A 22,632-nucleotide genomic window follows, 5' to 3' on the forward strand; every position below is an offset into this window, starting at 1 on the left:
TCAGGGGCCGATCCGGTATGGGGGCAGGACAGAGCATGGCAGCCGATCCCGTCAAAGATGAAGACGACGCGCTGGGCATGAGCCGCGCCAAGATCGACAGCGCCCTGCGCTCGGTCCTGTGCGACGTGCTTGGCCTGGAAGCCGAGGATGTTGCCGAATTCGATGCCGACACCGGCCTGTTCGGTCACCTGCCCGAGCTCGACTCCATGGCCGTCGCGGGCCTGCTGACCGAGCTGGAAGACCGCCTCGATATCCTGATCGAAGACGATGACGTCGATGGCGAGATGCTGGAGACCTACGGCGGGCTGCTCGCTTTTGCCGAAGCCAAAGTCGCCGAGAGCTGATCCAGCACATGTTCGCCGAGTGGCCCTGCCCCTTGCCCGGCGGCACGACCGGCACTGAAAACGCCCGCATTTTCGAGAAAGGCCGCGATCACCGCCTGCTGGTGATCCCGCCGCTGTTCGACGAACATAACAAGATGCGCCACCAGCTCGTCGAAGTGATGCGGCGACTTGACCTTACCGGGATCGACAGCGTGATGCCGGACCAACCGGGTTGGAACGAGAGCAAGGCGAGCCTCGCCGATCAGTCGCTGGACGGGTGGCGCGAGGCGATGAAAGCGGCAGTGCAGCATTTCAAGCCGACGCGTTATTTCGCGGTTCGCGCGGGCGCGCTGCTGGTACCGGTCGGGCTGCCCGGCTGGGATTACGCCCCGACCGGGGGCAAGCAGGTCCTGCGCGGCATGGTCCGCGCGCGCATCATAGCGGCCAAGGAAGCGGGCCGCGAGGAAACAACAGACGCGCTGATGCGGCTTGGCCGCAGCGAAGGCGTCGAACTGGCGGGCTGGAAGCTCGGAGCGAGCATGGTTTCGCAACTCGAGGCCGCCGAAGTCGCCGAGAGCCCGCTGCGCCGGAAGATCGATCAGGCGACCGTCGGGGGCAAGCCGCTCTGGCTGCGCGCCGAGCCGGATGACGATCCCGAACAGGCCGATGCACTGGCAGCGATCATCGCTGTCTCGCTCGACAGCGCGGGAGGCGCGGGATGAGCCGCCTGCATCTGACTTTCAATTGCAAGGGCGATACGCTCGCCGGTACGCTCGACACCGCGCCCTCGACGACCGGCCTGTTGCTGGTGAGCGGCGGCAACGAACTGCGCTCGGGCGCGTTCGGGGGCCAGGCCGCGCTGGCCGCGCGGATCGCCAAGGCCGGTTTCCCCGTCTTCCGCTATGACCGGCGCGGGGTCGGCGACAGCGAAGGCGAGAACAAGGGCTTCGAAAGGTCCAAGTCGGACATTCACGCTGCCCGCGAAGCCTTCCAAGCAATCGTGCCGACGCTCGATCGCATCGTCGCTTTCGGCAATTGCGATGCCGCGAGCGCTTTGATGCTCGGCGGCGGCGCCCTGTGCGACGGACTGATCCTCTCCAACCCTTGGACGATCGAAGACACCAGCGACGATACGCCTCCGCCCGAAGCGGTGCGCGCACGCTATGCGGAGAAGCTCAAAAACCCGAAGGAAATCTGGCGCTTGGTCAGTGGGGGTGTGAATATCCGCAAGCTTGTCGGTGGATTGCGCCAGGCTTCCAAGGGACGCGTAGCACCATCCGGCCTGGCCGAACGCATGCGTGCCGGCATCGAAGGATTTTCAGGCCCAGTCCATATCCTGCTGGCAAGCGAAGACCGCACCGCGCAGGTTTTCGACGGCGCCTGGCCGAAGGATGACGAAAGGGTGCAGCGCTGCGAAGGCGCGACGCATGCCTATGTCGAAGACCACGCGCGGTTCTGGCTGGAAAAGCAGATCCTCGCCGCGCTACGCGCCTGACGGGCGGACGAACAGGCTGGCGAGTTCGACATGCGTCGACCAGCGAAACTGGCCGACCGGGCGCACTTCCTTCAGCTCGAACCCTGCATCGACGAGCCGCTTGGCGTCCTTGGCCCAGCTTGCGGGATTGCAGCTGATATAGACCACGCGGCCGACGCTGCTTTGCGCAATCTGCTCCACCTGCTCACGCGCACCTGCGCGGGGCGGATCCAGCAGGACGGCGGCCAGCTTCGAGATCTCTTCTGCCGAATAAGGATTGTGGAACAGGTCGCGATGCTGCGCGAAGACCGGCTTGCCGGATAGACGCGCAGCCTGCCGACAAGCGAGATGCGCACCGCGCGAAGCTTCGGCGGCCAAGACCTTTTCCGGGCCTGCAAGCGACAACGCGAAAGTGCCGAGCCCGGCGAACAGGTCGGCAACCGGCGAATGGCCGGCAAGCCATTCGCTGGCGGCCGCGACAAGCGTCGCCTGGCCGTCCTCCGTGGCCTGCAGGAAAGCACCGGGCGGAAACACGACCGGCACGCCTCCGAGCGAGACCGTCGAGGGCTCAGGCTCCCACACCGTCTCCGGGCCCAGTCCGTCGTCCACCGTCAGCCGCGCAAGCGCATTCTCGCGCGCGAAATCGAGCAGGGCTTCGGTCTGTTGCAGGTTCTCGGCCCGGATACCCTTGATACCGCATGCCACGCCCTGATCGACCTGCGTCAGCTCGATATCGACGGCAACGCGCCCTTCCCATCCCGCCAGCAGCTTTCGCAACGGGTCGACCAATGCAAAGAGCGTCGGTTGCAAGACCGGACATTCCTTGAGGTCGATGATCGTGTGCGAGCGGCCTTCGCGATAGCCGAGCAGGATCGTCTTGCCCCGCCGCGTGGCATGGAGGGTAGCGCGACGCCGCGCGCCGGGCGGCGAGAGATGCGCAGGCGCGACATTTTGTGGCACGATCCCCTGCCCTTCGGCGGCGAGCACGACGCGGTCGGTCACGAATTGTGCCAGCGTCTCCTCATCCGCATGCTGCAACTGGCAGCCGCCGCATTTGGCGAAATGCCGACAGGGCGGTGCGACATGATGCGGTCCGCGTTTGAGCGAGCCGTCGTCGCGCACGCAGTCACCCGGTACGCCGCCCGCGACGTGGCGACCACTCTCGGTCACGCCGTCACCGCGCGCGGCGATGCGGACGATTGGTTCGGCTATGGTCACAGAAAGGCGCGATAGGCGGCTGGGATCGCTTGCGCCAGATCGCTGGCGGAGAAAGGCCCCGCAGCCTCGCGCGCCGCCTGTTGGTGCAGATACACTCCCGCCATCGCGGCCCGGGCGGGCGTGTCGCCTGTCGCCAGCCGGGAAGCGACGATGCCGGCAAGCACATCGCCGCTGCCGGCCACCGACAGCCAGCTCGACCCTTGCGGGAAGTAGGCCACGCCCCCGTCGTGGGCGAGGATCGTGTCGGGTCCCTTGGCCAGCACCGTCAAACCGGTGCGGCTGTGCACGGCCATAGCCCGTTCCCGCTTCGATGCAGCGATAACGCCGAAGTTCTTGCACAATTGCGCGAGCTCGCCCTCGTGCGGAGTGACGATGATTTTCGTGCCATCGACGCCGTCGAGCATCTCGTCATCGAGCAAATGAAGCGCATCGGCATCGCAAACGGTCGGCTCGCCTTCCGCAAGCGCGTGAGCCAGACGATCGCGTGCCTCTTCGCCGCGGCCAAGCCCCGGACCGACGAGGATAGCGCTGATGCGCTCGTCGCTGAGAAGTTCAGTCAGGTCGCCGTTTTTCTCGACCAGATCTGGCGGAAGCTGTCGCCTTGAATTGTCACTCCCGAGCAGCTTCACATAGCCCGCCCCGGCACCCACCGCTGCGCAGGCAGCCAGTTCGCTGGCTCCGGGCATGGCACCCCCCACGACTGCGAGCAGGCCGCGGCGATATTTGTGGGCATCCCATGCCGGGCGGGCGAAGTCCGGCTCGGGCGCCAACTGCTCGTCTTCGGATCGCGCGGCCACGCCGATATCGACCAGTTTGCGGGTGCCGCATTTCGCCGACGCTTCGCCGATCCAGTGCGCGCGCTTCCACGCTCCCAATGCGATGGTACAGTCCCACGCCGCCATGCCTTCGGGCCACGCGCCGCTGTCCGCGTCGACGCCGCTGGCGACGTCGATTGCGACGCCGAGCGCGTGCTCCATTCGCAACCGCCGAAGCAGCGCGCGATGCTCGGCTGAGAGCGGTCGCGAGAGGCCGCTGCCGAACAGACAATCGACCAGCACTTCCCCGCGCAAGCCTTCGCCCGATGTGGTGACCTTGCCCTTGAATGTCTCGGCGGCCCGCTTCGCTGCTTCGGTCTTTGGCGGCATCGGTGCGACGACCCTTACTTCGCCACCGCGGCGCGCAATTTCCGCCGCGATGACATAGCCATCGCCGCCATTGTTACCGGGGCCGCACAACACGGTGACGGGCCTGCCGCCGGTCATCCGCCAGATCCAGTCGGCGGCCCCTTGGCCGGCGCGCTGCATCAGTTCGTGGACGGAAATGCCAGCATCCATCAGATCCCGTTCCGCCGCCTGCATTTCGGCGACGGTAAGGACCTGCCTGAGATTGGCGCTATTCGGCATTCGCCTGCGCCGGGAAGCGATAGCGATCTTCTCCGACGGCAACCTGAAGGATATCGCCGTCGAGCGTATTCACCGCGCCTTCGGCTCCGTCATGCGGCACGAGCCCGCTGCCATCCGCTGCGATGTCGAACAGGCGGAAGCCCCCGCCGGGATGGTTTACGCGGTAGATCGTTTCGCCGTCCTGCCCGACCTTTTGCAAGGTGCAGCTTTCGGTGAATTCCGTCCCGGCGCCGATGGCGCAGGCGAGCATCTGGTCGCCCGGTTCGACGGCCGTCTCGTCCACCGCGTCGCCGGAGCAGGCGACAAGAGCAGCCGTGCACACCAGCGCGCTAGATATCCGCAAAGACATGGCGTTCCGATTTCGCTCCCGGATGAGTCACTGCGCCCTCATGCGCAGGACCGACGTTCCTCGCATAGCGCCACAGCGCGCCGGACTGGTAATCGTTCGCCCGCGGTGTCCAGCTTTGACGCCGTTTTTCAAGCGTTTCGGCATCGACGTCGAGCTCAATCGTGCCTGCAACGGCATCGATGCTGATTGTATCGCCATCCTCGACCAGCGCAATCGGGCCGCAGTCTGCCGCTTCCGGGCCGACATGGCCGATGCAAAAGCCGCGCGTCGCGCCGGAGAAGCGCCCGTCGGTGATGAGCGCCACTTTCTCGCCCATGCCCTGCCCGTAGAGCGCTGCGGTAGTAGAGAGCATTTCGCGCATGCCGGGGCCGCCCTTGGGGCCTTCGTAGCGGATTACGATGACGCAACCTTCGGCGATGTCGCGCTGCTCGACCGCCTTGAAGGCATCCTCCTCGCAATCGAATACTCGCGCTGGGCCGCTGAACTGGAGCCGTTCCATTCCCGCCACCTTCACAATCGCCCCGTCGGGCGCGAGAGAACCCCTGAGCCCGACGACGCCGCCGGTCGGCGTGATCGGATTGGATACGTCGTAGAAAACCTTCTGGTCGGGGTCCCAGGTGATCTCCTCGATATTCTCGCCCAGCGTCTTGCCTGTGACGGTCATCGGTTCGGGATCGAGGAAACCGCCCTCCAGCAGCGTTTTCATCGCCATGTAGACCCCGCCCGCCTCGTGCATGTCCTTGGCGACATAGCGCCCGCCAGGTTTGAGGTCTGCGATATAAGGTGTTGATTTGAATGTCTCGGCGACATCGAACAGGTCGAAGTCGATGCCGCATTCATGGGCCATGGCAGGCAGGTGCAAAGCGGCATTGGTCGAGCCGCCCGTTGCCGCGACGACCCGTGCTGCATTCTCGAATGCGGCCCTTGTGCAGATGTCACGCGGGCGCAGGTTTTTCTCCAGCAGCGTCATGACCTGCCGCCCCGCCGCCACCGCGATCTCCTCGCGCGAACGATAGGGCGCGGGGGCCATATTGCTGTTGGGCAGCGACAGGCCGATCGCTTCGCCGACGCAGGCCATGGTGTTGGCGGTAAACTGCCCGCCGCACGCGCCGTGCCCGGGACAGGCGACCTTTTCCAGCGCGGTCAGTTCTTTCAGCGGACAATTGCCCGCCGCGTGCTGGCCGACCGCTTCGAACACGTCGACGACGGTCACGTCCTTGTCGTGGAAGCGGCCCGGCAGGATCGATCCGCCATAGACGAAGATGCTCGGAACATTGAGCCGCAGCATGGCCATCATCATGCCGGGCAAGCTCTTGTCGCAGCCGGCGAATCCGACCAGCGCATCATAGCAATGCCCGCGCACCGATAGCTCGATCGAGTCCGCAATCACCTCGCGGCTGACCAGCGAGCTTTTCATGCCCTGGTGTCCCATGGCGATACCGTCCGTCACGGTGATGGTGTTGAAGCGCCGCGGCATGCCGCCTGCTTGGTTGACGCCAGTGCGACAGATGTCCGCCTGCGCATCGAGCGTCGTGTTGCAGGGCGCGCTGTCGTTGCCCGCGCTAACAATGCCGACGAAGGGTCGCGCGATCTCCTGCTCGGTCAGACCCATCGCGTAGTAATACGAACGATGCGGCGCGCGCTCTGGCCCGACCGAAACGTGGCGGCTGGGCAGCTTGGACTTGTCGAATCTCGACGACATTCACATCCCTCCCGTCACCCCAGCGAAGGCTGGGGTCTCATGCGGACATGTCCGACTTGGCGGACAGCGATCCCGGCTTTCGCTGGGATGACGGGCTAATTCAAGCGCACACAGGCTTTAGCGCGCCCTAGACACCCTTCAGCGCCAGCGCCGTGCGGTTGGCGATATCGGCGATCATCGCGGCCCAGCGCGCCTGGTCGGCCTCGTTGGTGATCAGGTCCTGGCGGATCTCGACGGTCAGGTAATGCCGGCCATGCGCCTCGGCATGGCGGTCCATCGTCGCGTTCAGTTCCTTGCCCGAATAAGGTTCGTTATTGCCGACAGTGAGTCCCTCTTCGCCGAACAGCCGGATCGCATGTTGCGCGGCGCTGTCGTCCTGGTTGTAGAGCAGCGCGACTTCCCACGGCCGTTCTTCATCGCTCGTTTCGAGGCTCGGTGTGAAACTGTGCAGCGCCACGATCAGTTCGGGACGCGCATCGTCGAGCCATGACGCCAGCGCTTCGTGATAGGGCCGGTGATATTTTGCCAGGCGCTTTTCGACGTCGGCACCGATATTGCCCGCGATCAAATGTCCGTCGCTCGATGTCGGCATCACGGCGGCATCGTCTTCCCTGCGATGCAAGTCGCATACGAGGCGACTGACGCACGCGATATGCGCCGGGATGGCATGACGCCGCGCAAGCCGGTCGGCGATGCCGCCGGTCCCGATATCGTAGCCGATATGGGTTTCGAGCAGCGCCGGATCGATCCCCAGCTCGATATCCTCCGGCACGAAGTTCGAGGCGTGGTCGGCCACGCATACGATCTTGCCGGGAATCGGCTCGCCGACCTGGCGATAGGGATTGTCGTCGAGAATCATTGGAGAGTTCCTGTCATCTGCCACCAGCCCGGGTGATGTTCGGCGATGGCTCGCGCGGCCTTATCGCGCATTTCGGTTTCATCATACAACGCAAAACAGGTCGCCCCGGATCCAGACATTTCGCACATCCACGGATCGGTTGCCTCCAGCGCCTGAAGGACGTCCGCGATGGGAGGGCAGATGGCGACCGCGGGAGGTCTCAGGTCGTTCCGCCCCTTGCGGGCGATTTCGCGCGCGGTGCCTGTGGGCAGTGGCCCAAGATCCTCACCGCCTGCGGTGTCGGCCCACGCCTTGAAGACCGGCCCGGTCGGCAGCGGCACACGCAGGTTGACCAGCAGCACCGCCATACCCGCCATGTCGTTCTCGACCGGTTCGAGGTCGGTCCCGGTCCCGCGCCCGATCGCCATCTCGCTGGCGACGCAGGCTGGCACATCGGCGCCAAGGCGGATGGCCTTCTCTTCCCAGTCATCAGGCAGCCCATGCATCTGCTCGATGATGCGGAACATCGCCCCTGCATCGGCCGATCCGCCGCCGAGCCCCGCTGCGACGGGCAGGTTCTTCTCCAGCGTGACATGCAGCCCGCCCTCACGGGGAAGCGTCGACATCGTGCGCGCGACGAGATTATCGAAGGGATTGTCGAGCACATCGGCAAATTCGCCGACCGTCTCCAGCCGATCCGCCTCCGCCGCCCGCGCCACCAGCACATCGCCCGCATCGACGAAGGCGAACAGCGTTTCGATCTCGTGGTAGCCATCCTCGCGCTTGCTGCGGACGTGCAGCGCAAGGTTGATCTTTGCGTAGGCGGTTTCGGTAATCACCCTTCTTCCCCGATCTGGGGAGGGGGACCATCCGCAGGATGGTGGAGGGGCGCGCGAGCTTTCCGCTTCAATTCCACTCGCCTGGCATCGCAAATCTCGACCAAGCGCGTCACAACTGCCTCAATATCCTGCAGTATTAGTCGCGCCGGTATCCGGGTCATTGCTATCCCGCGGTCCCGAAGCCAAGCCGAGCGCCGCTTGTCTCGATCAACCACGGCCTCACAATCATGGGCCTGCCCATCGACCTCGATGGCCAGCCGGGCTGCCGCGCAATAGAAGTCGAGCACAAATTGTCCCGCCGGATGCTGTCGCCGAAACTTGTATCCGCCGGGGCGCTTGCGCAGCTCTATCCACAACTTGCCCTCCGGCAGCGTCATCTCGCTACGCATCTTACGGGCGAGTTTCACAGAGTCGCGCGTGCCTGTGATCATGGCTCGCCCCTCCACCACTTCGTGGTCCCCCTCCCCGTTTCGGGGAGGAAGATCACATATTCGGATAGTTCGGCCCGCCGCCGCCTTCGGGCGTGACCCAGTTGATGTTCTGGTTCGGGTCCTTGATGTCGCAAGTCTTGCAGTGGACGCAGTTCTGGGCATTGATCTGGAACTTCATCTCGCCCGAGTCTTCGTCCTCCAGCCATTCATAGACACCCGCCGGGCAATAGCGCGCCGAGGGCCCGCCATAGACGCCGAGCTCGCTTTCCTTCTGCAGCTCCCAGTCCTTCACCTGCAGGTGGACCGGCTGGTCTTCGGCATGGTTGGTGTAGCTGTAAGCCACATTGGTCAGCTTATCGAAGGTGATCTCGCCATCGGGCTTGGGATAGTCGATGATGGGATAAAGATCGGCACGGCCCGTTTTGGTGTAATCGGGATCGTGCTTCATCGTGAAGGGCAGGCCGATTTTCAGGGCGCGCATCCACATGTCGGCGCCGGCCAGCACAGTGCCGATGTCGCCGCCATACTTGGCGACCAGCGGCTGCGCGTTCCTGGCCTTCTTGAGCTCGGTCGCGATCCAGCTGTCGCGCAGATTGCTGTCGTAATCGGCCAGCTCGTCATGCTCGCGCTCCGCCGCGATCGCAGCGGCGGCGGATTCCGCCGCCAGCATGCCGCTCTTCATCGCGGTATGGCTGCCCTTGATGCGCGGGACGTTGACGAAGCCTGCCGCGCAACCGATCAGTGCGCCGCCGGGGAAGGCGAGCCTGGGCACGGACTGCCAGCCACCTTCGTTGATCGCGCGCGCGCCGTAAGCGACACGCTTGCCGCCTTCGAGATATTCGCGGATCGCCGGGTGCTGCTTCCAGCGCTGGAATTCCTGGTAGGGGGAAACCCAAGGGTTTTTGTAATCGAGCGCGGTCACGAAACCGAGCGCGACCTGGCCGTTGGCCTGGTGGTAGAGGAAGCCCCCGCCCCAGCTGTCGCTTTCCGAAAGCGGCCAGCCCTGCGTGTGCAGCACGCGGCCCGGCACGTGCTTGTCGGGATCGATGTCCCACAATTCCTTGATGCCGAGACCGTAGACCTGCGGCTCACAATCGGCTTCGAGGTCGAACTTCGCCTTGAGCTGCTTGGTCAGGTTGCCGCGCGCGCCCTCGGCGAAGAAGGTGTACTTGGCCTCGATCTCCATGCCGGGCTGGTAGTCGGGCTTGTGGCTGCCGTCTTCGGCAATGCCCATGTCCTGCGTGATGACGCCCTTCACCGCGCCTTTCTCGTCGAACATGACTTCGCTGGCTGGGAAGCCGGGGAAGACCATCACGCCCAGCCCTTCGGCCTGCTCGCCGAGCCAGCGGGTGAGATTGCCGAGCGAACCGGTGTAGCAACCGGCATTCGACATGAAGGGCGGCATGGCGAGGTGCGGGACGGAAATCTTGCCATTCTTTGACAGCATCCAGTGCCAATTGTCGGTCACCGGGGTCTCCGCCATCGGGCAATCCATGCTGCGCCATTCAGGCAGCAGTTCGTCGAGCGACTTGGGATCGACCACCGCTCCGGACAGGATATGCGCGCCGATCTCCGAGCCTTTCTCGAGCACGACGACTTCGAGTTCTTCGTTGATCTGCTTGAGACGGATCGCCGCAGCGAGGCCGGCAACGCCGCCCCCGACGATCACGACATCGCACGGCATGGATTCGCGTTCGCTCATGACCTGTAAAACACCCCTATCGAAATCGGTGAAACTTGGCAGAAACCCTTGATTGCTGGGGGCGTTGAGGTCAAGACCTGCTCAGGTCCATGGGCGCTGAACATTCCTCCCTTTCCGCAGCCGATATTGCCGCTGCCTTCGACTGGTGGAAGCTCGCCGGCGCCGATGTGCATGTGGTCGACGAAGCGAGCGGCTGGCTCGATGGAGAGACGGGCACCAGTCCGCAACACGCTACGGCACAGCCGCAAGCGAAAGCACCGCCGCCCAAGCCGAAGCCGCCCGCGCCAGCGCCGCATGCCGCGCTGCCCGGCCTCTCCCCGGTGGGCAGCGAAACCGACACATGGCCCACTGAATTGGCGGAGTTCCAGCGTTGGTGGGTCGAGGATGAAAATTTTGCGGCGCAGGGTGCGTTTCCCCGCATTGCACCACGCGGGTCGGCCGACAGCGAGCTCTTGGTGCTGCTGCCGCAGCCCGAAGAAACCGATGGGGACAGACTGTTTTCGGGTCCGCAGGGCGCGCTGCTTAACGGCTTCCTGAGAGCGGCGGGACTGGACGAGGAACAGGTCTATTTCGCTTCGATCCTGCCCCGCCACACGCTGCGTCCGGACTGGAGCGAAGTCGAGGCCGCGGGCTACGGCAGGCTTGCCGCGCACCACGTTGCGCTGGCCGCTCCGAAACGGTTGATCGTCTTCGGACGCGACATCCTGTCGCTATTGCCGCACGAATCGGCGCAAGACTCTGCAAATTTACGTATTTTCAACCATGAAAGCGGCAGCATTCCGCTGTTGCCAGCGCGCGATGTCGCCAATCTGGGGCGCCGCCCCGGTTTTAGGGCTCGCTTCTGGCAACAATGGTTGGATTTTTCAGGTAGCTAGGCATGGTCCCCATTCGCGTGTTTCGTTCTCTGGTCGTAGCAGGCGTCCTCGCCGGTGCAGCCTTCGCCACGGCCATGCCCGCCCCCGCCTTCGCCAAAGGTGCCGCCGAGTATTTCCGCGCGCGGGCGGAAAACAACAATGTCCCCACGCTGCTCAGCGACAGCGAGAAAGCCTATTATGCGCAGCTTTTCGCGGCGATCGACGATGAGCGCTGGGATACGGTCGAAACGCTGATCGGGCAGCGCAGCGAAGGCCCGCTGCACCAGGTTGCGCTGGCCGAATACTATCTCCACGCCAACAGTCCGCGGGTCGAACTGCCCCAAATCCAGACGTGGCTCGGTCGGGGCACGCGCCTGCCGATGGCCGAGCAGATCGCCAATCTCGGCCTCAAGCGCGGGTTGATGTCGGCGCCCTACCTCCCGCAGGAACAGAGCTTCACCCGCCAGCCCTACATCACCAAGCGCATCGCACCGCGGAGCATCGACGACGGCACCATGCCCGGTTCGATCCGTTCGGCGATCCTCGACCGGATCAAGAACGACGATCCCGACGGCGCGCGGCAGCTGCTCGACGGGATCGACGCTTCGCTCAGCTCCGCCGCGCGGGCCGAATGGCGCAAGCGCGTGGCGTGGAGTTATTACATCGAGAACCAGGATGCCGCCGCGCTGGCCATGGCCAAGACCGTGAGCCTCGACGGCTCGGGTGCCTGGGTGGCGGAAGGCGAATGGGTCGCCGGCCTTGCCGCGTGGCGGCTCGGCAATTGCGGGGAAGCCGCGGACGGGTTCCGCCGTGCAGCGGCGTGGGCAATGAACCCCGAATTGGGTGCAGCCTCGCACTATTGGGCTTCGCGCGCGCTGGTCCGGTGCCGCGAGCCGGAAAAAGCCGCCGAGCAATTGCGCGGTGCAGCGATGATGCACGAGACGCTCTACGGCATGCTCGCGCGCGAACAGCTCGGCCAGACCCTGCCCGACGACGGCGAAACGCCCGACCTCTCGCCCGCCGACTGGCAGCGCTTGCGCGATAACGGCAATGTCCGCGCCGCCGTGGCGCTGGCCGAGATCGGTCGCGACGATCTGTCCGACGAGATTCTCCGCCACGAAGCGCGCATCGGCGACCCGTCCGAATATGACGCGCTGTCCCGCCTCGCGCGCGAACTCGGCCTGCCGGGCACGCAGCTGTGGATGGCGCAGAACACCCCGCGCGGCGGGACCTACGAGCCTGCGCTCCGCTTCCCGGCACCGCGCTGGCAGCCGGTCGACGGCTGGAAGGTCGATCCGGCACTCGCCTACGCACACACGTTGCAGGAATCGAATTTTCGTCCGCGCGTCGTCAGCCCGGCGGGCGCGCGCGGCCTGATGCAGATCATGCCGGCCGCGGCGCGCGATCACGAGGGCACGATCGGCGTCTCCGGCACCGCCCGCAACCTCTCGCGCCCGGAAGTCAATCTCGCCTTCGGCCAGAGACACTTGCAGATGCTGCGCGACAGCGGCGCGACCGGCGGCCTGCTGCCCAAGATCATGGCTGCTTACAATGCAGGGCTCACGCCGATCACCCGCTGGAACAGCGAAGTGCGCGACCAGGGCGACGCGCTGCTCTACATGGAAAGCATCCCCTATTGGGAAACGCGCGGCTATGTCGCCATCGTGATGCGCAATTACTGGATGTACGAGCGCCAGGCCGATGCCGACAGCTCCAGCCGCAAGGCGTTGGCAGAGGGCAAGTGGCCGACTTTCCCCGAGGTCAGCGGCGCAACCGGTGTGCGGATGGCCTCCGCCAACTGATGGGAATCGACAAAAGTCTCGACTTCAAATCGGTGCGCATTGCACTGCTGACGATCTCCGACACGCGCACTTTCGACGATGACACATCGGGCGACATCCTTGCCGGGAGGATCGAGAAGAAGGGCCACGAACTGGTCGCCCGCGAAATCAGCCGCGACAGTGTCGAGGAAATCGCCGCACACCTGCATCGCTGGATCGACGATCCGGAGATCGACGCGATCGTCACCACCGGCGGCACCGGGCTGACGGGCCGCGATGTGACGCCAGAAGCGCTCGACCGCGTGAAGAGCAAGGACATCCCGGGTTTCGGCGAGCTGTTCCGGTGGCTCAGCTACGAGAAGATCGGCACCAGCACGCTGCAATCGCGCGCCTGCGCCGTCGTCGCACGCGGCACCTATATCTTCGCCTTGCCCGGCTCCAATGGCGCGGTGAAAGACGGCTGGGACGGCATCCTCGATGCCCAGCTCGACAGCCGCCACAGACCCTGCAACTTCGTCGAACTCATGCCGCGCCTGAGAGAACGCTAGGCCTTTCGGAACCGGCGCCAGCGCTCTGCGCTTTAGCCATGTGCCCGAATTCGCGAGCCTTACCACCACCACGCTTGCCCTGCTGTTCGCCGGATCGGCACTGGTCATCGCCTATTTCGGCTCCAAGATGGCGGGCATTGCCGATGTCCTCGCCGACCGCACGGGCCTGGGTGAAGCGCTGATCGGTGCGGTCCTGCTCGGCGCGGGGACCAGCATTTCGGGCATCGTAACCTCGATCAGCACCGCTGCCAGCGGCGCGCCGGAGCTGGCCGTGTCCAACGCGCTCGGCGGGATCGCCGCGCAGACCATGTTCCTGGCCCTTGCCGATGTCGCCTATCGCAAGGTCAATCTGGAGCACGCCGGCGCCAGCGCGATCAATCTCGGCCAGGCGACGGTGCTCATCATCCTCACGGTCCTGCCTATCATGGCCTATGCCGCGCCGCCCTTCGCGCTGTTTGGCATCAATCCGCTCAGTCCGGTGCTGGTCGCGGTCTACCTGATCGGCCTGCACAATGCGCATAGCATCAAGCAGAAGCCGATGTGGAAGCCAAAGGAGACCGAGGACACCCGCCACGAGGAAGACGACGAGGAAGACGACGCTCGTTCGACGACGGTGCTTGCGTTGCTGTTCTCTGGACTTGTGCTGATAGTCGGCTCGGCGGGCTATGTCGTCGGCGAGACCGGCCTCGCGCTCTCGGGGCGGCTCGGCATCTCGCAAGGCGTGGTCGGCGCGCTTGGAACCGCGATCGTCACCTCCCTGCCTGAGCTTGTGACCACCATCGCCGCGGTGCGCTGCGGCGCGCTCCAGCTCGCCATCGGGGGGATCATCGGCGGCAATATGTTCGACGCGCTGTTCATCGCCGCGAGCGACGTCGCTTACCGCGACGGCAGCATCTATCATGCCATCAGCGAACGTAGCCTGTTCTGGATGGGGCTGGTCGCATTGATGACGGCGATCCTGCTGCTCGGCCTGCTCAGGCGCGAAAAGCTCGGACCCGGCGGTATCGGGTGGGAATCGGTGCTGCTGCTCGGACTGTGGGCTAGCGGTGCGGCGCTGCAAGTGTCGCTCGGATAAACTTCCTTTTGTTCCACATTTGTTCTATCCTGTGCGGATGGAGCAGAATCGCGAGAAACCGGTCGCCGGGCGCGGCGCGCAATCGGGCGATGTGTCGACCCGGTTCGGGCTGTCGGTCCGCAAAGTCGATGGCGACTGGCGCGATCACATGGTCGCGCTCGATGGCCCTCCCCCCAAGCTGCGTACGCATGTGACGGAAGAGCGACCCAGGTCGATCATCAGCTTCAACCAGTCGCCCGACATCTTCTTCGACCGCTCGATCAACGCCTATCGCGGCTGCGAGCATGGCTGCGTCTATTGCTTTGCGCGCCCGACCCACGCCTATCACGATCTCTCGCCGGGCCTCGATTTCGAAACGCAATTGTTTGCCAAGCCCAATGCCGCGGAGCTTCTGCGCGCCACACTGGCGAAGCCCAAATACGCGCCCAGACCGATCGCGATGGGGACCAATACCGATCCCTACCAGCCGATCGAGCGCAAATACCGCATCACGCGCGAAGTGCTCGAGGTGTGTCTCGACGCCCGCCATCCGGTGACCATCACCACGAAATCCGACCGGGTGCTGGACGATCTCGACCTGCTGGCCGAAATGGCGCGGCGGCGACTGGTGGCTGTGGCGATCTCCGTCACCAGCCTCGATCCGAAGCTCTCGACCAGGCTCGAACCGCGTACAGCAACACCCGCCAAGCGACTCGATGCGCTCGGGAAACTGGCCGATGCAGGCGTGCCGACGCATTGTTCGGTCGCTCCTGTCATCCCTGCCATCACGGACCGTTTCATGGAAGAGATCGTCCAGCGAGCCGCCGCGCTTGGCGTACCGTCGGTCGGCTGGATCCCGCTGCGCCTTCCGCACGAAGTCTCGCCGCTCTTCCGCGAATGGCTGGACGTGCATTTTCCCGAGCGGGCGGGAAAAGTGATGTCGATCGTTCGCTCGATCCGCTCGGGCAAGGACAACGATCCGAATTTCTTCACTCGCCTGCGCCCGACCGGCGTCTGGGACGATCTTTTCCGCGCGCGCTTCGCCCTCGCCTGCAGGAGAGCGGGCGTGAAGCGCCATCGCTTCGAACTGGATTGCAGCGCTTTCCGCAGGCCAGAAATCGACGGCCAACTCAGGCTGCTGTAGCCGCGCCGCGTGGGTCGCACAGCGCCGAGGTTGCATCCTTGCGAAGCACGGTGTTACGGTCCGGGCTGTTACATATCAGAGGGGGAAAAATGCGACACCTGATCCTTGCCGCCACGATTGCTGCTGGAACCGCCACGATGGCTTTCACGCCGGCCACCGCCCAAAGCTTTTCGGCTTCGCGCACTCTAAACAGCTTCGATTACGATACTCTGCGCGCCACGGTAACAGAGATCGGCGGCACAATCGAACCGGGCCAGAACGACGGCTTTCTGATCAAGTTTCCCAACGGCACCGCCGCGACCGCGACTTTCACCGCTTGCGCTACCGGCAAATGTCTGGGCACCAATATTTCCGCGCGCTTCGGCAAGCCCAGCGACAAGACCGATTCACAAGTCGCCGAATTGGTCCGCGACTATAACCGCCGCTGGTCGGCGGGGAAAAGCTATCTGACCGACGACGGCCGCGCCGTGGTGCAGGCCTACATGATCGCCGATGGCGGTATCTCGATGGAAAACTATCGCATGCAGCTCGTGGTCTACTCGCAGATGCTCAAGAAGATGCGCGAGACGATCTACAAGGACGGCTGAGGTCGCCCCGAGCAACGGCGCTAGAAATAGCGCGCGCCGAGCAGGCCGCGGTCGAATTCGTAAGCGATGGTGGTCGAGAGCGGCACGCGGATGACGCGGTCCCGCCGCTGCACGCGCTGAAACAATCGCAGTTCGAGGTCGCTGGCAGTCTCGAAGGAGAACGAGGCGGCTTCGCGGCACGGCTGATTGAACGCGATGAAATCGATGCTGCGACCGGCCTGAAAACTGTCGGTACCCGCGATGTTCTTGCCGAGGCAATCCATATAGTCCGTCACCGTTTCCGGCACCGGGCCGTAGTGCTGCTCGAGAATGCGGGCTTCGTCGTCGAGGAGGCGAAAGGCGCGCGCGAACTGGCGGTCGCGGGTCGGTTCCTTGCCGCGATGCCAGTAATAAAACGGATCGTCCGCTTCGGCCTGCAGCCGCGCTTTCTCGCCGCTGCATCCGGCAATGCGCTCGTCGGCTGTGGCGCCCGGTCCGCCGAAGACGCAGGCCGCGTATTGATAGAGATAGGGCACCATCGCGTCGGTGAAGACGAGGTCTGCCGGGACGGTGCGCTCCGTCGCCAGCGCGGGTGTGGCCAGTGCCGCACCGCACAGCGCGGCCAGAGCCGTCTTGGTAAGCGTTTTCATGTCGGTTCTCCCACTATCGCCGCCTTTGTGCACACCGTGCGGCAGGGAGAATGAACCGACAGTGAAGCCGGCACGTGCCTAGCCGAAGCCGCCGCCGACCTCGCCCGGCTCGAAGCGCATCAACCGGCTGTCGATCAGCGCTGCGGTACGGTTGATCACCGCTTGCTTGTAGTCAGCGTCGGTAATCATCTCGAAGAAAGCGCCGGCATGCGGGTAGCGCGCCACGAATCCGTCGTGCCACGATTGGTCGTCGGGTCCGGTGACCATCGCCTGGAACGCGCCCCGCCACACGATCTCACCGCCTACGCGCTTGAAGATGGGACCGCTGGTGGTGCCGTATTCCTCGTAAGCGCGGCGTCCGGACCAGCCATTGCCGTGATGTTCATGTCCCGGGGGATACTGGGCCAGATTGCGATAGCGCAGCAGGTTGAGCATGAGGATCGGCTCGTCGCGCGGCAGGTCCTTGAACGCCTGGAAATTTGCGGGCGAGGGATCGATGTAATGCTCCGCCATTGCTCACGCCTCGAGCTTGTAATCGGCAAACCGGTCGCGCAGGTCCTTCTTGCTGATCTTGCCGGTCGCGGTGTGCGGGATGTCGTCGACGAACTCGACCGCATCGGGCAGCCACCATTTCGCCACCTTGTCGCTCAGGAAATTGACGATCGTTTCCGCCTCGACCTCCTGCCCTTCCTTTTTGACCACGAACAGCACCGGTCGCTCGTCCCACTTCGGGTGCGGCATGCCGACACAGGCCGCCTCGGCGACGGCTGGGTGACCGCAAGCCGCATTCTCCAGCTCGACCGAGCTGATCCATTCGCCGCCGGACTTGATCACGTCCTTCGTGCGGTCGGTGAGCTGCAAAGTGCCATCCGGATGGATGATGCCGACATCGCCGGTGTCGAACCAGCCGTCATTGCCGACCGCGTCCTGTTCGGCCTTGAAGTAACGCTTGATGATCCACGGCCCACGAATCTGCAGCGCGCCCGAGCTTTCCCCGTCGCGTGGCAGTTCGGTGACCATGTCGTCGAGGCTGACGGTGCGCAATTCGACGCCGAAGACCGGGCGGCCCTGCATCGCGGTCTTGTCGACCTTTTCCTCGAAGCTGAGCTGGTCCCAGTCCCAGGTCGGCCCGCCGACCGTGCCGATGGGAGAAGTCTCGGTCATGCCCCAGGCGTGCTGCACGCGGGTGCCGTTCTTCATCAGTCGCTCGATCATGAAGCGCGGACAGGCCGAGCCGCCGATGGTGGCAGCCTTCAAGGGCGGCAGGTCGATGCCTTCCTTGTCGCAATACTGGAAATGCGCGAGCCAGACGGTCGGGACGCCCGCGCTGTCGGTCACGCCTTCGTCGATCAGCAGCTGGTGCAAAACCGCCGGATCGTTGACCGCGCTGAAGACGAATTTGATGCCCGCCATCGCACCGGCATAGGGCAGGCCCCAGCTGGCAGCGTGGAACATCGGGACGACCGGCAGCATCACCGAGCTGGCGCTGAAATTGAAGGCTGCCGGTTGCAGACCGGCAAGCGCGTGCATCAATGTCGAGCGATGCTCGTACTGGACGCCCTTGGGGTTGCCGGTGGTCCCGCTTGTGTAGCAGATCATGCACGGATCGGTTTCCGCGCCGGTGACCCATTCGAAATCGCCATCCTGCGCGCCGATCCAGTCTTCAAAAGACTGGCTCTGCTCGCCGGAATCGTAACAGATATAATGTTCGACCGTGGTCCACTTCTCGCGCATCTTGTCGATGATCGGCTGGAACGCCGCATCATAGAGCATGACCTTATCTTCGGCGTGATTGACGATATATTCGAGCTGGTCCTCGAACAGGCGCGGATTCACGGTGTGGAGCACTCCGCCCATTCCGGCGACGCCATACCAGCTGACCAGGTGCCGCGAGTGGTTCATGGCGAGGCTGGCGACCCTGTCGCCCTTCCTGATGCCGAGCGCCTGCAGCGCCTGCGCCATTTTCAGCGCATCGGTGCGGATGCCTTTCCAGTCGGTGCGGGTTTCGCTGCCGTCGGCCCACCGCGTCACGATCTCGCGATCCCCTGCTTCGCGCGCCGCGTGGTCGATCACGTGGGTGATCCGCATGGTCCATTCTTGCATCTGGCCGAGCATTGAAGTCCTCTCCTTCGATTTCTCTTTGCAACCAGATAGGGCGGGGAAAGCGCCCGCGGCAAGCGAGAAATTGGCGGAGTGCCGCTCGTCAGGCCGCCTTGTTGAAGCGGCGCCCCTGCGGCCCGGCCTTTGGCACCAATCGGACATTGGCTATGCCGGGGATCGCCTGCAATTGCTCGGCGAGCTTGCCGTCGAGGCGGAAGTCGTGACCGAGCCGCATGCTCGCCACCATCCCCTCGCCGAGGTTCAGCCGCACCCGCACTTCGCCATGCCCCGCTTCGCCCAATTGCAGCGCCAGCGCGAGTTCGGCGATGGCATCCTCGCTGGCGACATCAAGCGTCATCAGCATGCGCTGGCTACCGGCGACTGTGTTCAAGGGCCGCGCCCCGCGCACGGTTATGCGCGGAGGCTCGTCGGGCGACGGCGAGTCCAGTTCGACCGTCAGCAGCACGCAAGTGCCGTCCGCGGCCCATGTCTTGAAGCTTTCAACCAGACTGTCTTCGAAGCAGGCGGCGCTGAACTGGCCCGAACTGTCGGAGAAATCCGCGCGCACAAACTGTGCGCCTCTGCGGGTCGTGCCGATATTCACTTTCTCGACCATCGCCGCCATCATCGCCTTGCTGCGGCCCCCGGCAGGCGCGCCGCCCGTCATCAGCGAGGCATAGGGCCGCGCGCCGTTGGCGCTGGCGACGTCGCGGAAATGCTCGACCGGGTGTTCGGAGAAATAAAACCCGAAATTCTCTCGCTCCTTCGCCATCCGGGTCGGGCGGTCCCAGTCTTCGGCGTCCTTCAAGCGCAGTGTGTCTTCTGCTGCCAGGTCGCCCCCGAACAGCGCCTCTTGGCCGCTGGTACGCTCGCGGATCGCGGCATCGGCGGTGGCGAGCAGCAGGTCGACATTGGCGGCGAGCTTGCCGCGATTGGGCTCCAGCCCGTCGAGCGCGCCCGCAGCGATCAGCGCCTCCAGCTGGCGGGAATTCATCGCGCCTTGCGGTAAACGATCGAACAGATCGCCGAGGCTTTCGAACACGCCGTTTGCCTCGCGCTCGCGCACGATCGCGTCCATCGCTTTCTCGCCGACATTGCGAATACCAGCGAGCGCATAGCGCACGGCATAGCCATCGTCGGTCCGCTCGACCGTGAACTCGGCTTCCGACGCATTGATATCCGGCGGCGCGACCACAATCCCGCCTTCGACGAGCGGATAGCGGCGCGCATCGTCGACGAATACCGCCAGCTTCTCCGACTGATGCATGTCGAAGCACATCGACGCGGCGTAGAATTCTTCCGGGTAATGCGCCTTGAGCCATGCCGTCTGGTAGGCGAGCAGCGCGTAAGCCGCCGCGTGCGACTTGTTGAAGCCGTAACCGGCGAACTTGTTGATCAAGTCGAACAGTTCGTTGGCCTTGTCGGCATCGATATCGGAAACCTTGGCGCAGCCTTCGACGAAGATCGCGCGCTGCTTGTCCATCTCGGCCTGGTTCTTCTTGCCCATAGCTCGGCGCAGCAAGTCGGCATCGCCGAGCGAGTATCCGGCGAGGATCTGCGCGGCCTGCATCACCTGCTCTTGGTAGACGAAGATGCCGTAAGTCTCGGCCAGAATTTCCTCGAGCTTCGGGTGCGGGTATTCGATCGGCTCGAGCCCCGCCTTGCGCTTGCCGAACAGCGGGATGTTGTCCATCGGGCCTGGGCGATAGAGCGAGACGAGCGCGATGATGTCTTCGAACTTAGTCGGCTTCACGGCCGTCAGCGTGCGCCGCATACCTTCGGATTCGAGCTGGAACACGCCGACCGTATTGCCGGACTTCATCAGCTCGTAGACCGCCGGATCGTCCCATGCGAGTGCGCCGAGATCGACATCGATCCCGCGCTTTTCCAGCAGGTCGACCGCCTTCTGCAGCACCGACAGCGTCTTCAGGCCGAGGAAATCGAACTTGACCAGCCCGGAGCTCTCGACATGCTTCATGTCGAACTGCGTCACCGGCATGTCGGAGCGCGGATCGCGATAGAGCGGCACCAGCTGCGACAGCGGTCGGTCGCCGATCACCACGCCCGCCGCATGGGTCGAGCTGTTGCGCGGCAGCCCTTCGAGCTGCATCGCCAGGTCGATCAGCGCCTTGGTGTCGTTGTCGTTCGAATATTCCGCCTTGAACTCCGCCGAGCCATTGAGCGCGCGCGGGAGGGTCCACGGGTCGGTCGGATGGTTGGGCACCATCTTGCACAGGCGATCGGTGCGGTTGTAGCCATAGTCGACGATCCGCCCGACATCGCGCAGCACCGCCCTCGCCTTGAGCTTGCCGAAAGTGATGATCTGCGCGACCTTGTCGTGGCCGTAGCGCTCCTGCACGTAGCGGATGACTTCACCACGGCGCGTCTCGCAGAAATCGATGTCGAAGTCCGGCATGGACACGCGTTCCGGGTTGAGGAAGCGCTCGAACAGCAGCCCCAGACGGATCGGATCGAGATCGGTGATGGTCAGCGCCCAGGCGACCAGCGAACCCGCACCCGAACCGCGTCCCGGCCCCACCGGGATGCCGTGGTCCTTGGCCCATTGAATGAAGTCGGCAACGATCAGGAAGTAGCCGGGGAAACCCATTCGGTTGATGATGCCGATCTCGTAATCGAGCCGCTCGAAATATTCCTCGCGGTCTTCATCCGAGAGGTCCTCGTAGGGCTCCAGCCGTTTCTCGAGGCCCTTGGTCGAAAGCTCGCGCAACATCCGCTCCTCGCCTTCGAGATCGCCAGCGAGGCTCGGCAGGATCGGATCGCGATAGGGCGGCGCATAGGCGCAGCGCTGCGCGATCACGAGCGTATTGGCGGTGGCTTCGGGCAGGTCCTCGAATATCTCGCCCATCATCCGGTCGGACTTGACCCACGCCTGCTGGTCGGTGCGCGGGCGGTCTTCCTCGTGGATTTTGTAGCTGCCGGCGATGCACAGCATCGCGTCATGCGCCTTGTGGAAACCGGGCTCGGCGAAGTTGGCAGGGTTGGTCGCGACCAAGGGCAGGTCGCGGGCATAAGCCAGGTCCACCAGCGCCTCTTCGGCGGCCTGCTCGACTGCGTTGCCCCGCCGCGACAGTTCGACATAAAGCCGCTCGGGAAAGAGTGCCTGCAGGCGGTCGCAATAGGCTTCGGCGTGGTCCTTCTGGCCTTCTGCCAGCAGCTGCGTGACCCCGCCCTCGCTCGCGCCGGTCAGCGCAATCAGGCCTTCGGTGCGGCCGTCGAAATCGTCGAGCGAAACATGCGGCACCAGTTCGACCGGCCGCTCCAGATGCGCCTTGCTGACCAAGTGACAGAGATTGAGATAGCCCGCTTCGTCCTGTGCATAGAGCGGCAAGTGATCGATTGCGTCCGAGCCTGGCCGAGCCACGCCCACCAAGGCTCCAATGATCGGCTGGATACCCTCGTCGCGACAGGCCCCGGCAAAGGCCACCGCGCCGTAGAGCCCGTTGCGGTCGCAAATCGCGATGGCTGGAAAGCCGCGTTCCTTCGCCAGTTTCGCCAGCGCCTTCGGATCGATCGCGCCTTCGAGCATCGAATAGCTCGACAGGACGCGTAGAGGGACGAAGGGAGCGAAGGCCATGGCTTCACTATGGTGAGCCGCGCGGGATTCGCAAAGGCTGCGGATCACCGCTTGGGGATAA

At 64.4% G+C, this 22,632-nt stretch carries 21 protein-coding genes; 9 read left to right on the forward strand and 12 right to left on the reverse strand.

Translation table 11 applies throughout. The features are described 5' to 3' along the window. Positions 1 to 35 precede the first annotated feature (35 nt). From EL2594_RS06805 to EL2594_RS06815, 3 genes are read left to right on the forward strand one after another with little or no spacing between them, the layout of a single operon-like run. Positions 36 to 344 (forward strand): acyl carrier protein, encoded by a 309-nt coding sequence (locus tag EL2594_RS06805; protein ID WP_011414304.1) that lies wholly within the window; start codon positions 36 to 38, stop codon positions 342 to 344. 8 nt (positions 345 to 352) lie between these two features. Continuing rightward, the gene (locus EL2594_RS06810; protein WP_011414305.1) at positions 353 to 1,045 is read left to right on the forward strand and encodes a hypothetical protein; all 693 of its coding nucleotides are present in this window, start codon (positions 353 to 355) and stop codon (positions 1,043 to 1,045) included. After that, entirely contained in the window at positions 1,042 to 1,818 is a 777-nt protein-coding gene (locus EL2594_RS06815) for a hydrolase 1, exosortase A system-associated (protein ID WP_011414306.1), read from the forward strand. The genes EL2594_RS06810 and EL2594_RS06815 overlap by 4 nt, the downstream gene beginning before the upstream one ends. Here the strand turns inward: EL2594_RS06815 and EL2594_RS06820 are convergent. From EL2594_RS06820 to EL2594_RS06855, 8 genes are all read right to left on the reverse strand, one after another. Beyond that, complete coding sequence (locus tag EL2594_RS06820; protein ID WP_011414307.1) at positions 1,807 to 3,015, reverse strand: class I SAM-dependent RNA methyltransferase; 1,209 nt, start codon at positions 3,013 to 3,015, stop codon at positions 1,807 to 1,809. The genes EL2594_RS06815 and EL2594_RS06820 overlap by 12 nt on opposite strands. After that, positions 3,012 to 4,418, reverse strand: coding sequence for a bifunctional ADP-dependent NAD(P)H-hydrate dehydratase/NAD(P)H-hydrate epimerase (locus EL2594_RS06825; protein ID WP_011414308.1), 1,407 nt, complete (start codon positions 4,416 to 4,418; stop codon positions 3,012 to 3,014). Before EL2594_RS06825 ends, EL2594_RS06820 begins: the two co-directional genes overlap by 4 nt. Further along, positions 4,408 to 4,740, reverse strand: coding sequence for a hypothetical protein (locus EL2594_RS06830; protein ID WP_049762439.1), 333 nt, complete (start codon positions 4,738 to 4,740; stop codon positions 4,408 to 4,410). The genes EL2594_RS06825 and EL2594_RS06830 overlap by 11 nt, the downstream gene beginning before the upstream one ends. Before the next feature lie 7 nt (positions 4,741 to 4,747). Further along, positions 4,748 to 6,469, reverse strand: coding sequence for a dihydroxy-acid dehydratase (ilvD, locus tag EL2594_RS06835; protein WP_011414310.1), 1,722 nt, complete (start codon positions 6,467 to 6,469; stop codon positions 4,748 to 4,750). Between the two features lie 127 nt (positions 6,470 to 6,596). Beyond that, positions 6,597 to 7,328, reverse strand: a complete 732-nt coding sequence (locus EL2594_RS06840) for an N-formylglutamate amidohydrolase (RefSeq protein WP_011414311.1) — start codon at positions 7,326 to 7,328, stop codon at positions 6,597 to 6,599. Next, the gene (locus tag EL2594_RS06845) at positions 7,325 to 8,146 is read right to left on the reverse strand and encodes a 4-(cytidine 5'-diphospho)-2-C-methyl-D-erythritol kinase (RefSeq protein ID WP_011414312.1); all 822 of its coding nucleotides are present in this window, start codon (positions 8,144 to 8,146) and stop codon (positions 7,325 to 7,327) included. Before EL2594_RS06845 ends, EL2594_RS06840 begins: the two co-directional genes overlap by 4 nt. Next, positions 8,143 to 8,577 carry an endonuclease domain-containing protein gene (locus EL2594_RS06850; protein WP_011414313.1) on the reverse strand — a complete coding sequence of 145 codons (435 nt, stop codon included), beginning with the start codon at positions 8,575 to 8,577 and terminating at the stop codon, positions 8,143 to 8,145. The genes EL2594_RS06845 and EL2594_RS06850 overlap by 4 nt, the downstream gene beginning before the upstream one ends. A 52-nt stretch (positions 8,578 to 8,629) precedes the next feature. Beyond that, a complete protein-coding gene (locus EL2594_RS06855) occupies positions 8,630 to 10,279 on the reverse strand; it encodes an electron transfer flavoprotein-ubiquinone oxidoreductase (RefSeq protein WP_011414314.1) in 1,650 nt (549 codons plus the stop codon). Positions 10,280 to 10,368: 89 nt separating this feature from the next. Between EL2594_RS06855 and EL2594_RS06860 the strand changes: the two genes are divergently transcribed. The 6 genes from EL2594_RS06860 to EL2594_RS06885 all read left to right on the forward strand — a co-directional run bounded on the left by EL2594_RS06860 (position 10,369) and on the right by EL2594_RS06885 (position 16,247). Further along, positions 10,369 to 11,154 (forward strand): uracil-DNA glycosylase family protein, encoded by a 786-nt coding sequence (locus EL2594_RS06860; RefSeq protein ID WP_011414315.1) that lies wholly within the window; start codon positions 10,369 to 10,371, stop codon positions 11,152 to 11,154. Between the two features lie 2 nt (positions 11,155 to 11,156). Then, on the forward strand, positions 11,157 to 12,935 hold the full coding sequence (locus EL2594_RS06865; protein WP_011414316.1) for a lytic transglycosylase domain-containing protein: 1,779 nt from the start codon (positions 11,157 to 11,159) through the stop codon (positions 12,933 to 12,935). Next, positions 12,935 to 13,462, forward strand: a complete 528-nt coding sequence (gene moaB / locus EL2594_RS06870; RefSeq protein ID WP_011414317.1) for a molybdenum cofactor biosynthesis protein B — start codon at positions 12,935 to 12,937, stop codon at positions 13,460 to 13,462. Before EL2594_RS06865 ends, moaB begins: the two co-directional genes overlap by 1 nt. A 40-nt stretch (positions 13,463 to 13,502) precedes the next feature. Further along, positions 13,503 to 14,537: a sodium:calcium antiporter gene (locus EL2594_RS06875; protein WP_011414318.1), complete on the forward strand. Its 1,035-nt coding sequence runs from the start codon at positions 13,503 to 13,505 to the stop codon at positions 14,535 to 14,537. A 37-nt stretch (positions 14,538 to 14,574) separates the two neighbouring features. Then, entirely contained in the window at positions 14,575 to 15,660 is a 1,086-nt protein-coding gene (locus EL2594_RS06880; protein WP_011414319.1) for a PA0069 family radical SAM protein, read from the forward strand. 89 nt (positions 15,661 to 15,749) lie between these two features. Beyond that, positions 15,750 to 16,247, forward strand: coding sequence for a YbjN domain-containing protein (locus EL2594_RS06885; protein WP_011414320.1), 498 nt, complete (start codon positions 15,750 to 15,752; stop codon positions 16,245 to 16,247). A gap of 20 nt (positions 16,248 to 16,267) precedes the next feature. Here the strand turns inward: EL2594_RS06885 and EL2594_RS06890 are convergent, their stop codons facing one another. The 4 genes from EL2594_RS06890 to dnaE form a co-directional block, all read right to left on the reverse strand. After that, positions 16,268 to 16,876: a hypothetical protein gene (locus tag EL2594_RS06890; RefSeq protein WP_011414321.1), complete on the reverse strand. Its 609-nt coding sequence runs from the start codon at positions 16,874 to 16,876 to the stop codon at positions 16,268 to 16,270. 78 nt (positions 16,877 to 16,954) lie between these two features. Then, positions 16,955 to 17,389, reverse strand: a complete 435-nt coding sequence (locus tag EL2594_RS06895) for a DUF1330 domain-containing protein (RefSeq protein WP_011414322.1) — start codon at positions 17,387 to 17,389, stop codon at positions 16,955 to 16,957. Between the two features lie 3 nt (positions 17,390 to 17,392). Next, a complete protein-coding gene (locus tag EL2594_RS06900; protein ID WP_011414323.1) occupies positions 17,393 to 18,991 on the reverse strand; it encodes a long-chain fatty acid--CoA ligase in 1,599 nt (532 codons plus the stop codon). 88 nt (positions 18,992 to 19,079) lie between these two features. Beyond that, positions 19,080 to 22,571 carry a DNA polymerase III subunit alpha gene (gene dnaE, locus EL2594_RS06905; RefSeq protein WP_011414324.1) on the reverse strand — a complete coding sequence of 1,164 codons (3,492 nt, stop codon included), beginning with the start codon at positions 22,569 to 22,571 and terminating at the stop codon, positions 19,080 to 19,082. Positions 22,572 to 22,632 lie beyond the last annotated feature (61 nt).

Origin of the sequence: Erythrobacter litoralis HTCC2594, from assembly GCF_000013005.1 — a bacterium.
Lineage (GTDB): Bacteria > Pseudomonadota > Alphaproteobacteria > Sphingomonadales > Sphingomonadaceae > Parerythrobacter > Parerythrobacter litoralis_A.